The sequence below is a fragment of the Chryseobacterium sp. G0201 genome, assembly GCF_003815655.1.
GTDB lineage: Bacteria > Bacteroidota > Bacteroidia > Flavobacteriales > Weeksellaceae > Chryseobacterium.
The window spans coordinates 3684513-3698595 of record NZ_CP033917.1 but is presented as its reverse complement, the minus strand read 5'-3'; the positions used below and the strand labels follow the sequence as shown (position 1 = coordinate 3698595).

The window sequence follows — 14083 nt, the reverse complement described above, 5'->3', positions numbered from 1 at the left end:
CTTTAAAAATTAAATCTTGAATTATACTATTAGTTGGAAAAAAGATTATTGCAAAAATTATTAACTTTCGTATCGAAAATTATGTTCAATCGAAAAAAGAAATAATAAGTATGTCAATACGAATCAATGTCCCTTTTAGTGAAAAGGACAGCGCAAAATCGAAAGGTGCTTTCTGGGATAAAGAAGAAAAAACATGGTTTATTCCAAATCATAAAGATTTGAGTGATTTTACGCAATGGTTAGATAATGATGAGGTTTCTATCATTGTACGTTCGCCTTTTTATATCGCAGAGAATCTGAGAGACTGCTATAAATGTGGTGACACAACCCCAGTTATAGCATTGGCTGCCGAGAAGTACTATAGTTTAGAACATCAGGATAATGATGATGGTGAGGACTTTGAGGAATGGATATTTTCTGCTGAATTTTCGTTTTTTAGTACACCTACTTACCTAAATAAAGAAGTCACTAGCCTACTTAATATAAAGTACCCCTATTATAAAATAGGATATTCCAGAACCTTTGGGGGAAAATATTGGGCCAACCACTGCATTCACTGTAATGCTTTACAGGGAGATTTTCACATGCACTCGGAGCCAGGCGGTGAATTTTGCCCAACCGATATTGAAGAATGCGAACGATTAACCTTACGCTTAGTTAATACAAAATACGATGTAGAAATAAACGCAAATATGTCTTGGAGCACTAATAGAAATGATATACTTCAATATTCAAAGAGAACAGACACGAAAGAAGATAAATTAATAAGCGATAGACCAACAAATGCTCCAGCACATCAAAATATCTCCACGGCCAGCAAAGCTCCAAATTGGTTAACACCTTTTACGGGCATTCTGAATAAGGTATTTAACAAATAAAAATATCTTTTTCACAATACTTATGCCCTAAGCGAAGGTTGTCATTGGTTGAATTCAATTGCTCCAATCACAGTTTCCGTTGCGTTTTTTTATTGTCAGCTCGTTGGCTACTATCTTTGTAGACTATTTTTGCATAGTGATTTTCTTTTAAGCCGGCTTCTTTCAGCAATTTTTCAGGAATATTAGTATTCATAATTATTTTGTCCCCAGTAAGACTTGGAATAATTTCATTTATTAGAGCCATTTTAATAATTTGTAATCCACTTGCGTTCTTTAGGTAATTCGCCAAAGGCATCTTAAAGCGCCATACGGAATAGGATTTATCGGGAATACCTACAACAATTCCCCTTTCCATTTCCTTTTCAATCCTTTTTTGAAACCTCTTAAGATCCTTGGCTTGCAAATACTTATCCAGTAGTTTATCGATATAATTTTCAAGATTCATTTCAAACATGTAATCTTTACCTCCCGACTTAAATTTCTCTGATGGAAGTGATTTGCAATACGTTTCAGCTTTCGCGATCAGCTTTTTGCCATTTTCATCAACAGCCTGGTAGTCCGTTGACCCACCATGTCCTCGATTAGAAGCAGTTCCTGCTTTTTTTCCTTCAATATAAAGATTGGCTGCAAATGCATTAGTCTCCTCGCTAAGTGCCTCACTATATTGAATATTTTTTAATTCAATTTTCATAAGTATCTTAAAGTTTAGGACCTCTTCTCTTTACCTGATCAACGGATTTGGGTGTTTCACTTTTGAGCGAATTTGCTTTATTTTCACGGATTGCTTCTACGATACCGGTATCCTTCCATGATACCTGACCGGCTTTAAAGTGAGATTTTAGGTTGGTTTGTTTTAAATTAGCCAGCTCATCCAATCCATGCTTTCTATTGTACCCAACTGGATCAAGGATAGTTTCATGAGGAAAACTAACCACAATAATATCTTGTGGGATTTCTGTTATCGAGCTAAAATCAATCTCCTGAAATTCATGCGATTTAGGATTGTACGGGATGGAATATAATTCTTTCTCATCAACGTAGTAGTCTTCTATTTTGGAAAATACAATCCCGTTGGATAAAAAGTCATCTTTTGGCCGTAACATATCCATTCGCAAATCGACATAAAATGGATGTCCGGCAATATCAACAATTGGTAAAAGGCCAGAGAACCGTTCTTTCAGTGCCGTCTGGTCAACCATCAGATCGAAATCATTCTTAGTTGCAAACATCTCTAAGGGAACTCCATATTTTTCGGACATCCCTTCAGGATCAAGTGCGACCATTTCGGGTATTGTCACGCTAACTGTCATTGTGCTGCTAAATAGGGATGGTATATTTTTTTCTTGCGGACTATATTCAAGCACATAACCCCGGCCCTTTCCAAGATCTCTCATATCAAAGAGTGATATACTATTCTTCGGATTTTCTTTCTCTTTAAATTCCAGCTTTTTTACATCAACTAAAAAATCTGTTCCTTCAATTTCCAAAATAGGCAACGCTCTTTCCATAATTGATCATATTAATTAGTATTATTGATAAAGGAAAACCCCATTTAAACAAAGTTTCCAATATCAAAATCTCTTAAATCATTCTTCCGCAGAATGGAAGAACCGGAGTCTGCTTCAAGCGAAAGGCTTCGATCCAAAAGCTTAGCTATTTTTCTCGAAGCACCCTCTATAGAGTTCTCTAATAAACTAAAGAGTTCGGTTCCCTGTATTTTCTGAACTATTTCCACCGCTTTCCTTTCTAAAGATGGCTCAGACATTTCTTGGCTAAGCAACATCCCCACGGTACTCAGTTCTTCAAAGGTGACCCCTGTGGCAAAACCGTCTTCACCATCAGATACTCTATATTGCCCCCACTCTTTTTCCTCGTCTTCAAAATCAGGCATTTGGTCTAAAACTTTCTCCGGTTCTTCCTGCGGAATTTCTATATCGAAATCTTCTTCTTTGATTTCATTGGCTAAATTATTCGATTCCTTTTCGGGTTCAATACTTTGGCTTTCAGAGGCATTCTTTGGCGTCGAAAGTCTTGTTACAGCCTTCGGCAAGCCCATTATTTTCGGCAAAATGATGTCAGTTTTCTGCTGGTTTTCTTTCTGGATCTGGCTTTTGTTGATGATGATTTTATCCTCTAGAAGTAGAAAGATCACCACGAGCAGGCATATTACAATGAGTGTTTCCATAGCTATAATAGATTTAGGTGTTCTGTGAAATTGAGAAAAATGTATTTTTTCATAGGATAGGTTTATTTCTCTCATTAAAAAAGTCTGTAATATCAACTCCGAATTCATGGAAATGATGCTCAAAAATATTATCGATATAGGAATAAAGTGTCGTCTTTTCTTCCCTGGTTAATTGAACAAGGCGAAGAAGCCGCTCGTGATATTCAGGCCGTATGTATACAACTTTACCATTGCGCCCCGATGGATAACGGTTAATTAGAAATACCTCTTTGTACGAAGTATTAGCTATTGCCCTTTTCTTCCTGTTTGATGTCTTTTTCATAATTGAAATATTTTAAAAAATGGTTTTATATTTTTTGTTGAAATCTTCTGTAATAGCTTTCTCAAACATTTCAAAATGATGTTCAAGAATATTGTCGAGATAGGCGTAAAGCGGAATCTTTTCCTCACCTATTACCTGTATGATACGAGATAAACGCTCATGATGTTCCTGTCGAATGTATATACTTTTTTCACCCCTTCGTGTCATCGAGTGACTGTTCAGGAAACGCTCACCGTAACCCGCATCGAGTATTTTTTTCGGTTTCGATTTTTCCTTAACTATCGGCTTCTCTTCGAGAGATTCTTTTGGTCTTTCCACAGGATGGAGCTGCGTTGTGCTTTTTGCAATGATTGCCATTACTTGCTCTTCATCTACCTTTGTATTATTACTTCTTTTATTCTCATTTTCCATACTGTTTACAATTTGATTGTTCTTAAAAATTCGTCGATAAACAAATCAAGATGACAGCTTTTCATCAACTTTTCATCAGGTGGAAGTAAAGTAGAACGGAAGATGGTCTTAGCTACGGACTCACTTTCTTTACGAAATCGTTTACTATCTGTAATTCTGCTATCCATAAGGTGCAGTCCGAGATCTGTAATGACCTTTTCGTAAGATTCATATAAAGGCGATTTTTCACGCCTGTCCACCTGATTCCAGAACAACTGAATGGTCTCAATGGACGTGCTACCTTTTTTCATCAATACATTGGCCATCACATCGGTAAACCTCAATGTGCTTTCCATGACCAAACGATCCGCAGTGATTGGTGAAAAAATATGTTGAATTCCCGCCAGTGTATTTAGTAATCCTGATGTATTCACTGTTCCAGGCAAATCAAAAAAGATAATATCAATAGTAATCGATGAAGATTCGATAAACCGCTCGGCTTCTGATAAAGCTTCATCTGCCCTGCATTGCATGATAGGATAGGCTTTTTTGTTGATGGTAGAGAACTGGCGATATGCCAGTTTTTTGAATATTTCATTATGCATGATTGACTGCAAATCTCTTTCACGCATCTGCATAAGGCTGTACTGTGGGTAATCACAATCAAACACGGCGACATTATAGCCCATTCGGAAATGCAGTACACTGGCAACAATTGCAGTGAAAGTGCTTTTGCCCACGCCTCCTTTTTGGCTTGCAAAAGCGATAAATAAGGTTTTGTTTTTTTTGTCCATTGTATTTAAATTTTATGTTAAGTCTTCTTTGCCATCTTGCTGGCCGTCACCGCATCATTCACGGATAACAGGCTGCGAACCTGAAGGATCAAGATCATTCTGACCTGCCAGACTGAATGCCTGCCTGATAATTTTCGTGCATACTTGTCGTCATCATTACTGGCAAGCCAGCTACCATTTATGCAAATACTTTTTCACGCCTGTCATAATTCGTTCAAGCTAGATGTCTGGTACATCCACACGATTGACAGCCGCTTGGTTGTCCGGATAGCAAACATTACAATCAGACAGCATTACAATCTTCAGTATCAAATTCCTTCAAGTCTTCTGGCATTCTTGCCTTCACGATGTATGACCTTCACAATAATTTATCGTAATGCACGCTGGCTAACAGCCTTTCTTGCCTGATAGCTGCCACAAAGAAATGCACAACTTCCTCCGTTTTTATATGAATGACGCTCTTTGGCTTCCATTGGCTTCATTTGGCATTACATTGAATATCAATACTTTCATTATTCAGCCCGTACTTTGTAAAAAGATTTCGGATATGAATTTCATGCACAGCTATTGTAATAAATCAGGTAGAAGGACGGGCAACTCAAAGCCGGTTTTCCCTGCTTTATTTAATTCATCCCGTAGGGTGAATTCTCTGTTCACCCGAACAGAGCAAGTTATGTTTTGAGCTGCTGGAAATGAATTCCGCAGCTCAAAACGACTTGCCCTTGCAGGGGGCTGGAAAACCGCTCCGAAGTCGCAGTTTTATAAAATTATAAATGGATTAAACATGGAAGATAATATTACGTCCAAACAAAATAAAGGAGGCCGAAAACTTAAAAAGAATCCTGCCATATTTCGGTATTCGATAAGTCTCAATGAGGAAGAAAACAACCGTTTCCGCTCGCTCTTTCAGCAATCTGGAATGAAAGTAATGGCACATTTTATTACAGCATGCGTGTTTCAGAAAACAATTAAAACCGTGAAAATTGATGTTTCAGCTATGGATTATCATGTACGGTTGACTAATTTGTATGGTCAATTCAGGTCGGTTGGTATAAATTACAATCAGGTTGTCAAAATTATGTATCACAACTTTTCTGAAAAAAAAGCCGCTGCCTATCTCTTTAAACTCGAAAAACAAACCATTGAAATGGTAAAATTAATTCAGGAAATCATTCATTTGACTCAGGAATTTGAAACCAAACACCTTAAATAAGACTGATAAAATGGTTGCAAAAATTGGTAAAGGAGCAAATATGTTGGGAGCACTCATCTATAATCAACAAAAAGTAGACAAGGAAAATGGCCAAATTTTATTCACACAAAGGATAGCTGAAACAGTAAATGGCAAATATTCAGCGTCACAATTATACCGTTCCTTTGAGTTCTACCTCACAGCAAACCATAAAGTAGAGAAGCCTGTATTACATATTTCATTGAATCCTGATCCTAAAGATAAAGTTAACGATGAACAGTTCATATCCATAGCGCAGCAATATATGACAGAAATGGGCTATGGACAACAGCCTTTTGTTGTGTTCAAACATACCGATACCGAGCGCACTCACATTCATATCGTATCAACCTGTGTAACCTTGGATGGAAAAAAAATTTCAGATAAATTTGACCATCCCCGCTCAATGGAAATTTGCAGAACCATTGAAAAAAAATATAATTTGATTGCTGCGACAGAACAGAGCCTATCTCAAAATGAAAAAATTTTCAGTCTTGTAGATTATAAAAAGGGGGATATTAAGAGCCAGCTTGCCGCTGTGGTGCGGTACTTACCAAAACATTACCGCTTTCAAAGTTTAGGAGAATACAATACTCTATTGTCACTCTTCAACATTACTGCTGAAGAAGTTAAAGGTGAATTACAGGGCAAAGCTAAGCAGGGACTGGTATATTTTGCCCTCAATGAAAATAAAGAAAAGGTCAGTAACCCTTTTAAGGCATCTCTATTTGGAAAAGATGCAGGATACTTAAAGCTTCAAAGCCATTTTGAACAAAACCAGGAAGTCCTTAAAAAAGAAAAGACAAAAACTATACTTATAGATTCCATAGATGTTGCAATGCATACCGCCGAGGGTGAGAAAGGTTTCAAACAGCAATTACTTGAACAGGGCATCAATACAGTGGTTCGGCGAAATCTGGATGGACGTATATATGGCATTACCTTTATTGATCACAATTCTAAAATAGTATGGAACGGATCTCGTTTAGGTAAAAATTTTTCGGCTAATGTATTTAATGAATGGTGGAGTAACAACCAGAAGCCCCAATTCAAAAATACTGAACCGGTAAAAACATCTTTAAAAACGCAATCTGGAGATCAAAATATTGTTGAAAAAGCACATCCTATTTTTGATTTTCTTGATAAAAATGAGCCTGTGTTCTCACATGACGAAACTAGCTTCATGGAATCTTTTGGAGGTTTACTTCCTGAAGTTCTTGGTGATGACTTTGAAGAATTAAACTTTGAGAATCAAATTAAGAAGAAAAAGCGAAAGCGTGGAAGCCAAAAGTAAATTCAGTACTATAAAAAAAGCAAACTTCTCCAATTGGCTGAAAAGCTACTCATTTAAGATTCGTGTTTATAAAATTCTTAAATTGCAATTCATTCCGGCTTAAAAGCCTTAGCATCAAAAGGCTATCTAAATAAATATTTTTATTATGAAAAAAAATGTAATGCTCTTTGGAACAAAGCTCACAAGAAATGAACTGAAGTTCATGAAAGGAGGTCTCACAGACGGTGGTGGTAACAGTGGTGGTGAAATCGGCGATAGCGATGACGACTATGGAACTAAATGCGCCGCTCGTGGCCAAGCCTGTGGCTCGAAAAAATCATGTTGTTCAGGTAATTACTGTGTTGGCAATAGCTGCTGGCCTAGTAATCCTTAAGAAGTACAAATAAGAAAAAAAGGATCTGTAACTATTGTTGCAGATCTTTTATATTTGGAGCATATGGTAATAAAAAAAATAATCTTGATAGTAATTATTACACTAAGCTCTGTGTATACTTCCCTTGCATATAAATATACCATTGACGTTAATCTTAAAAACCTAAGTGGTAAAGTATCTTTGTATAAGTTAGGCTCAGAAAAAAAAATACATTCTCTACAGACAATCGATGGTATTTTCAAAATTGAAGGATCTGTTGATGAAGCAGGAATTTATGCAATTATAGGCAGTAAGTTTATAGCTAGTTTTGTCATAAAAGACGGACTCATAAAAATTTACGGCGACTTTAATGATATAAAAAACATCAAAATTGAAGACAATGGAGAGAATCCTATTCATGAGCTATGGTCTAAAAGAAAAAACATATTGGATTCATTAACAGAATTGATTGATGATAAATTAAAAAGATCTAAAAAGGTCAATAATATTAGTGAATATAGAAAACTGGACGGGCAAAAAAGAGCTTACCAATTAATAGAAAATAAGTTTATTGAAGATTCAATAGTAAGGAGTAATCCAAATAAGTATTGGGCTCTCTACGTATTAGATGATAATTTTGACAATTTTGAACTTGCGGTCACTAAAAGGTTGTTTGATGAGTTATCTCCTGATTTAAGAAAAAATTCCTTGGGCAAAGTGATCGAAGCCAAAATAAAAAGTGGTAAAAAAATACTATCAGTTGGTGAAAAAGCACCCGATTTTACATCTTTAACTAGATCAGGATCTGTTAAAAAATTAAAAGATTACCGCGGTAAATATGTTGTCGTGAATTTTTGGGCAAGTTGGTGCATTCCCTGCAGAAATGAAATTCAAGAGCTAAAAAAAATATATAAAAAAACCTCTCAGAACAAAAGGGTTGAATTTATCAGCATATCCCTGGATGACAATAGGGCCGCATGGATTACAGCGTTAAAGCAAGAAAAAATGCCGTGGGTAAACTTATCTGATTTAGAAGGATTTGGTTCAAAGCTGCCAATATCGTACAACGTGAAAGAAATTCCGTATAACTTAGTTATTGATCCAAAAGGAAAAATAAAATACATTGGGAGTGATATTTCAGAAATACGAAAAAAAATAAGTCATAATTAAATTTACATTAAAAGTGAAAGACATAAAGGGCTTCCGAAGGTAGCCCTTTATGTTTCAATAGCTAGTCAACCACTACTTCGTCAAAAACGTTCAAATCTGAAAGATATCTAAATAGCTTCTTGAAAAAATCGGCACCTGCACTACCAATATCAATTTGGAGGTCAATTATATTCTCCTTTATACTAAAACTAAAGTTATGTACAACCCCGTTTTCTTTACTTTTTGCGAGGGCTTTCTCATTAAACATTCCGATAAAACTGGTAATTTCAGTAGCATACTTATCTGCATTATCAGTTTCTTCTTTTTTTAGCGTCAATGTCACATAACATTCTATTTGTATCCTATTAACGATAAGCCTATAACTTAAATCCTTAAGCTTAAAAGGCAATGTATAACCGTATGGATTCATTTGTTTATGGTATTCAATAATATTCAAATTACCAAACCAAAACTCAATGTCTTGGCAATCAATATCACCATCTTGTAAACCATAGATTTTTTTTGACTTTGATTTCCATAAAATATCAATTGCACTAATATGACTGTTAACATTCAAAGCTATTGACAATTTACTAATTTCAGATTTTTCGTAAAGAAAAGGATAATCTTTATTGATGTACAATGAAATCAGGTTCTTAACCTTTATGCCAGTTCTATTTTCAAATATGGGAGTAAGTTGTGCATTCATACATTCAACAAAAGGAATACTGATTGCCACATCCATTTTCTTTTGAAAATCAGCAGCAAAAAGATCAGGCCATACAATTAAATTAGCCAAATCAGGATTTATATAGCTATGGCATTTTTCGACGTCAAGCCCCTCAATCCAAAATTCTATGTCGTCAGTATCAATACCGGTTGACCCAAGCGTATAGGACAATCCAGTTTTAGAAGACCAACATATAAAAATATTTAAGCGACCATATTTAAAAGACAGTTGCGCAGAAATCTTAGAATAAATGGACAGCCGCCCATTCTCTAACATAACAACTTGGTTACTTACTGCAGAACAAACAGGAATACCGCCTTGAATAAAAATACCCTCTCTCGCAGACCAATTAATTTGCATATTATGCCCTACCTTTAGTCCAGTTTCTTTTTCAAAAATCGAAGAAAGCTGGGTATCGGCAATTTTTAAAAATTCCGTCGATACCTCAAGGCTAAAATCCATCTTTAATAATTTGCTCCAAAGATCTACATCTATTAAAGTCATATTTTTATACATCTATGTTATTAAATTGCAGCGGCTACACGCCACATGGTTCTGGCGATTACAAAACTCGCCCAATCATCTGCTATTCCCACCCCTAAAGTAATAATATCTTCAACAATTGTTGCTATCACAATTCCAATTGCAGCTCCTTTAATGTAGGCCACCATTTCAGGGTTTTGCCTTAAATAAGTAATTACTTTAGCTTCTAGATTACTGGTATTTTGTGCCAATGACCGAACAAAATTCTTTAGTTTATCAGCATAACTCTGTGGCATAAATACCGGCAAGGTCTGCGGCAGGTTATAAGTCTCTTCCGTACTGTATTGGATCACACCCAGGGACGTAAGCTCAACTTTCAAAAATTTTCCCGGTTTAGTCGGGTGTGGCCATACCCTTATTGGATAATTATATCCTTCTCTCCAAGGACCTGCTGAAGATTGGCAGCTTATTTTTGCGTGGTTAATATAATTTTCAACTTCCGCTGTAGCTGTGGCTACAGATGTGGTAATAGGTTTAATTTCAAATATTTCACTAGAACTTATATTTACAATATCGGCAAATCCCCTGCCACCAGTCGGACCGCTTCCTGGAATAGAATATTCCCGCAAACCGACGTACGGGTGTTCAGCTAAATATTCAAACTGGATCATCCAATGTTCCAATGTACCATTAAATTTCACATTCCCCATTCTGTTTGTACCATAACAATCGCTTGGATTCGCTATAAAAGCGTCCGCGACTCCATTTTCAGTCTGAACATCCCTAATAATCTGCAAATCTTCATCTGTAAGTTGATAAGTATAACTGCCGTCATCTTCTAAGCTTGCAGGTATAAATGGTACTGTCCATGAACACGGTATAATTAAACCATTGGGACCTTGGACTGCCTGCGTAATACTGGAACTACAAGGAGCATTCGGTGCATACCCGCCCCCACCTCCAGAAGAGCCTGAACTCGGTTCAGCTCCCGGGTTTGAGCCTGAACTACTCCCGCCAGATGGAAGTGAAGTTATGGGATTTGGATAAAATGGACCAGAAACACAATTCACATCATATCCAACAGTCGTACAAACTGTAGTGGTTTGGCCTGGAAGCGCGCATGTATTTCCATTTGAAGGTGCTGTCTGCACTACAGGACAGGTAGAACACTGCGTAATCGGATTAGACCAGCAAGTGATACCTAAAGGCTCCTCATTTTCCGCAGACATTATTTTTCCCTTACCTGATGTACCTTTACTGCTTAAAGTAGTTTTTACTGGCGTAGATTTAACATGATAAGCTACCGGTTGCTGTCCCTTTTCATAGGAATATGCCTTTAATAAGTTTCCATCCCAGTCTCTAATAACAGCACGGCCTGTATAGCTATCCCTTGCTCCATAGCACCAGGCTGCATCAGGAAAAAGGCTTACCCATTCTGTCTTAATATTGAACGTTGAGTCTTTATAGAAATATAAATAATTTAAATTATCGTAGGGCATTGTGGCATGAGTTTTCTCGTCTAAAACCCAAAAGATATTATCAAATTTTAAAGGTACCTTAAGAACACTTAAACCATCAACTGTGACAAAATATGAATTTTTCCAAACAGGGGTTTTGGTTTTCAAATATGCATTCAGTTCAGCGTTCCCCTTCCGGTTCCCCACGTTCCGCTCAAAATGCTGCCTGGCTTCGCTGACACTTTTTAGGTTTTGATCTAAGATTCCCTGACCTGGCATTAAATGGTCTTTTCTGCAAGATTGCATCACAAAACATAACAGAATTAGGCAAAGGGCAACTCTACCCTTTGAAAGAGTTAATTTTTTCTTCATTTAGTTTTTTGATTTATTCTTCAGGATCGGATACGCTAAATAGCTTTATTCAAATCCGGCGTAATATTCAAAGTCTTAACTACAAATCCAAGCGGGAAAACAGTCAAAAGGACCAAACTGCCTGTATTCAGGACGTACGCGGTAGTAGGCCGGATGAAAAGCTTATTTCACCGAGATTCGTAATTCCCATACTAATAAATAACACTACCTATGACCGCATGTTCTTATTACAATGCGAACAAATTTCTAAAATGCATCTGATCTCGATTGCTAATTTGAATTCTTTCCTCCGAGTAATAACCGTAATTGTGACTCCTTTTCTCAATAAAGTAAAGCCAATAAAAGCCATATAAAGCCACTGGCTGCCAATAGGCAATAAATGCTATAATCTCACTTTACTTTCACTTTTCTAACATTAAATCTAAAGTAATGCAGGGAGAAGATGATTTAAGGGGACTGGCCAAAATTGTAGAATTTATGCGCGCAGTAAGTATCCTGTTAGTACTGATGCACAGCTATTGGTACTGTTATGAGTTTTTTCGGGAACAGGGATGTCAACTATCCATCATTGATAAAATACTAACCAATTTCGAGCGTACCGCAGGATTGTTCTCTCACCCGCTTTATACCAAAATTTTCGCTTTAGCATTACTTGCTTTAAGCTGTTTGGGAACCAAAGGGGTAAAAAATGAGAAAATAACATGGCCAAAAATCTATACTGCTTTATCAGTCGGTTTTATCCTGTTCTTCCTAAATACGCCCTTGCTACACCTGTCTTTGAATGTAGCTACACTCCTCTATATTCTAACTCTGGGCTTAGGTTTCATTGCACTATTGAAGGCTGGCGTATGGATGAGCAGACTCCTAAAAACCAATCTGATGGAGGATGTATTCAATATCGAAAATGAAAGCTTCATGCAGGAGACCAAACTCATGGAAAATGAGTATTCTGTTAACCTTCCAACTAAATTTTGGTATAATAAAAAGCAGCATGATGGCTGGATAAACATCGTCAATCCTTTTCGTGCGACATTGGTGCTGGGCACCCCGGGCTCAGGTAAATCTTATGCAATAGTCAACAATTTTATCAAACAACAAATTGAGAAAGGATTCGCCATGTATATCTACGATTTCAAGTTCGACGATCTTTCTACCATTGCCTATAACCATCTTTTAAAGCATACCGATAAATACCAAGTAAAACCAAAATTCTATGTGATAAATTTTGATGATCCCCGTAAGAGCCATCGCTGCAATCCGATCAATCCTTCTTTCATGACAGATATTTCAGATGCTTACGAATCTGCATATACGATCATGCTAAATCTTAATAGGTCGTGGATTCAGAAGCAAGGGGATTTTTTCGTCGAGTCACCAATTATTCTTTTCGCCGCAATTATCTGGTTTTTGAAAATATATCAGGATGGCAAATACTGCACCTTTCCGCACGCTATAGAACTATTAAATAAGAAGTACGCCGACATCTTTACCGTTCTGACCTCTTACCCCGATCTGGAAAATTACCTCTCCCCTTTTATGGACGCATGGCAGGGCGGTGCTCAGGATCAGTTGCAAGGTCAGATTGCTTCAGCTAAAATTCCACTTTCTAGAATGATCTCACCGCAATTATACTGGGTAATGACGGGGGACGATTTTTCTCTGGATATCAATAATCCCAAAGAACCCAAAATACTTTGCGTCGGGAATAATCCGGACCGTCAAAATATCTATTCTGCTGCGCTGGGTTTATACAACTCAAGAATAGTAAAGCTCATAAATAAAAAAGGGCAGCTAAAAAGCTCCGTAATTATCGATGAACTTCCCACAATTTATTTCCGTGGACTGGATAATCTTATCGCAACAGCAAGAAGCAATAAGGTTGCCGTCTGCCTTGGCTTTCAGGATTACTCACAGTTAACCCGCGATTACGGGGATAAAGAAAGTAAGGTTATTCAAAATACAATTGGGAATGTATTTAGCGGGCAGGTGGTTGGAGAAACGGCAAAAAGCTTATCAGAACGTTTTGGAAAAGTACTGCAAAAACGCCAAAGCCTCAGTATAAATCGCACGGACAAATCCACCTCTATTTCTACTCAACTGGATAGCTTAATACCTGCTTCAAAAATATCTACCCTGACTCAAGGGGTGTTCGTGGGTGCGGTATCTGACAATTTTGATGAACGGATTGAGCAGAAAATCTTTCATGCGGAGATTGTGGTGGATAATGAAAAAGTAACGGAAGAAACAAAAGCTTACCAAAAAATACCGCAGATCCGATCCTTTGAAAACGAGCAGGGTGAAGATACAATGAAAGACACCATTGAAGCTAATTACAAGCAGATCAAAAAGGATATCGTACTCATTATCACCGAGGAAATGGAAAGGATAAAAAATGATCCTGACCTCAAGCACCTTATTCAGTAGCCAATCTCCCATAAAACCCTGC

The 14083-nt window shown here is 37.0% G+C and carries 14 protein-coding genes; 6 read left to right on the top strand and 8 right to left on the bottom strand.

All coding sequences use genetic code 11. The features are described 5' to 3' along the window. Positions 1-110 precede the first annotated feature (110 nt). On the top strand, positions 111-878 hold the full coding sequence (locus EG348_RS16595; RefSeq protein WP_185145481.1) for a DUF5710 domain-containing protein: 768 nt from the start codon (positions 111-113) through the stop codon (positions 876-878). 67 nt (positions 879-945) lie between these two features. Here the strand turns inward: EG348_RS16595 and EG348_RS16590 are convergent, their stop codons facing one another. From EG348_RS16590 to EG348_RS16565, 6 genes are read right to left on the bottom strand one after another with little or no spacing between them, the layout of a single operon-like run. Beyond that, positions 946-1569, bottom strand: a complete 624-nt coding sequence (locus EG348_RS16590) for a hypothetical protein (RefSeq protein WP_123984091.1) — start codon at positions 1567-1569, stop codon at positions 946-948. A gap of 7 nt (positions 1570-1576) precedes the next feature. Next, positions 1577-2386 carry a hypothetical protein gene (locus EG348_RS16585; RefSeq protein ID WP_123984090.1) on the bottom strand — a complete coding sequence of 270 codons (810 nt, stop codon included), beginning with the start codon at positions 2384-2386 and terminating at the stop codon, positions 1577-1579. A 44-nt stretch (positions 2387-2430) separates the two neighbouring features. Next, a complete protein-coding gene (locus EG348_RS16580; protein ID WP_123984089.1) occupies positions 2431-3063 on the bottom strand; it encodes a conjugal transfer protein TraD in 633 nt (210 codons plus the stop codon). Between the two features lie 49 nt (positions 3064-3112). Beyond that, positions 3113-3385, bottom strand: coding sequence for a DUF3408 domain-containing protein (locus EG348_RS16575; RefSeq protein WP_123984088.1), 273 nt, complete (start codon positions 3383-3385; stop codon positions 3113-3115). Between the two features lie 12 nt (positions 3386-3397). Then, positions 3398-3796, bottom strand: a complete 399-nt coding sequence (locus tag EG348_RS16570; RefSeq protein WP_123984087.1) for a DUF3408 domain-containing protein — start codon at positions 3794-3796, stop codon at positions 3398-3400. A 5-nt stretch (positions 3797-3801) separates the two neighbouring features. Next, complete coding sequence (locus tag EG348_RS16565) at positions 3802-4569, bottom strand: ParA family protein (protein ID WP_123984086.1); 768 nt, start codon at positions 4567-4569, stop codon at positions 3802-3804. Positions 4570-5353: 784 nt separating this feature from the next. Between EG348_RS16565 and mobA the strand changes: the two genes are divergently transcribed. From mobA to EG348_RS16545, 4 genes are all read left to right on the top strand, one after another. After that, the gene (mobA, locus tag EG348_RS16560) at positions 5354-5782 is read left to right on the top strand and encodes a conjugal transfer protein MobA (protein ID WP_123984085.1); all 429 of its coding nucleotides are present in this window, start codon (positions 5354-5356) and stop codon (positions 5780-5782) included. 10 nt (positions 5783-5792) lie between these two features. Beyond that, entirely contained in the window at positions 5793-7094 is a 1302-nt protein-coding gene (gene mobB, locus EG348_RS16555; protein ID WP_123984084.1) for a conjugal transfer protein MobB, read from the top strand. A gap of 145 nt (positions 7095-7239) precedes the next feature. Beyond that, positions 7240-7467, top strand: a complete 228-nt coding sequence (locus EG348_RS16550) for a hypothetical protein (protein ID WP_123984083.1) — start codon at positions 7240-7242, stop codon at positions 7465-7467. An 84-nt stretch (positions 7468-7551) separates the two neighbouring features. Then, positions 7552-8616: a TlpA disulfide reductase family protein gene (locus tag EG348_RS16545; RefSeq protein ID WP_164463311.1), complete on the top strand. Its 1065-nt coding sequence runs from the start codon at positions 7552-7554 to the stop codon at positions 8614-8616. 61 nt (positions 8617-8677) lie between these two features. Here EG348_RS16545 and EG348_RS16540 read toward each other — a convergent pair whose 3' ends face one another. Beyond that, a complete protein-coding gene (locus EG348_RS16540) occupies positions 8678-9829 on the bottom strand; it encodes a hypothetical protein (protein WP_123984081.1) in 1152 nt (383 codons plus the stop codon). Positions 9830-9849: 20 nt separating this feature from the next. Beyond that, entirely contained in the window at positions 9850-11433 is a 1584-nt protein-coding gene (locus EG348_RS16535; RefSeq protein WP_164463310.1) for a hypothetical protein, read from the bottom strand. Positions 11434-12066: 633 nt separating this feature from the next. Between EG348_RS16535 and mobC the strand changes: the two genes are divergently transcribed. Continuing rightward, complete coding sequence (gene mobC, locus EG348_RS16530) at positions 12067-14061, top strand: conjugal transfer protein MobC (protein WP_123984079.1); 1995 nt, start codon at positions 12067-12069, stop codon at positions 14059-14061. Positions 14062-14083 lie beyond the last annotated feature (22 nt).